Origin of the sequence: Mesorhizobium sp. M4B.F.Ca.ET.203.01.1.1, assembly GCF_004791025.1 — a bacterium.
GTDB classification, from domain to species: domain Bacteria; phylum Pseudomonadota; class Alphaproteobacteria; order Rhizobiales; family Rhizobiaceae; genus Mesorhizobium; species Mesorhizobium abyssinicae.
In genome coordinates this window covers 1-316 of the sequence record NZ_SRUO01000195.1, presented here as the reverse complement: position 1 = coordinate 316, position 316 = coordinate 1, and the positions used below count along the sequence as shown (strand labels likewise).

General features: G+C 66.1%; 1 pseudogene. It reads right to left on the bottom strand.

From position 1 onward, the window contains the following. A pseudogene (locus tag EN846_RS34290) lies at nt 1-316 on the bottom strand (NADH-quinone oxidoreductase subunit G); the annotation flags it as partial.

Genomic DNA, 316 nt, shown 5'->3' with positions numbered 1-316 from the left:
GCGAGTAGCGGTCACGGTCGGACAGCCAGCACTCGTTCACCGCTTCGTTGTCGCGCGGCACGGTGCGCAGCACTTCGCCGCGACGCACGTGCAGGAACAGGTTCGAACCCATCGCATCGTGGTAGCCCAGCGATTCGCGCGCGGTCAGTTCCCACGGGCGGGCGCGGAACTGGAACACCTTGTTGGTCAGCGCGCCGACCGGGCAGACGTCGACGACGTTGCCGGACAGCTCGGTGGTCAGCGGCTTGCCGTCGAAGGTACCGATCTGCAGGTTCTCGCCGCGGTACATGCCACCCAGTTCATAGGTACCGGCAAC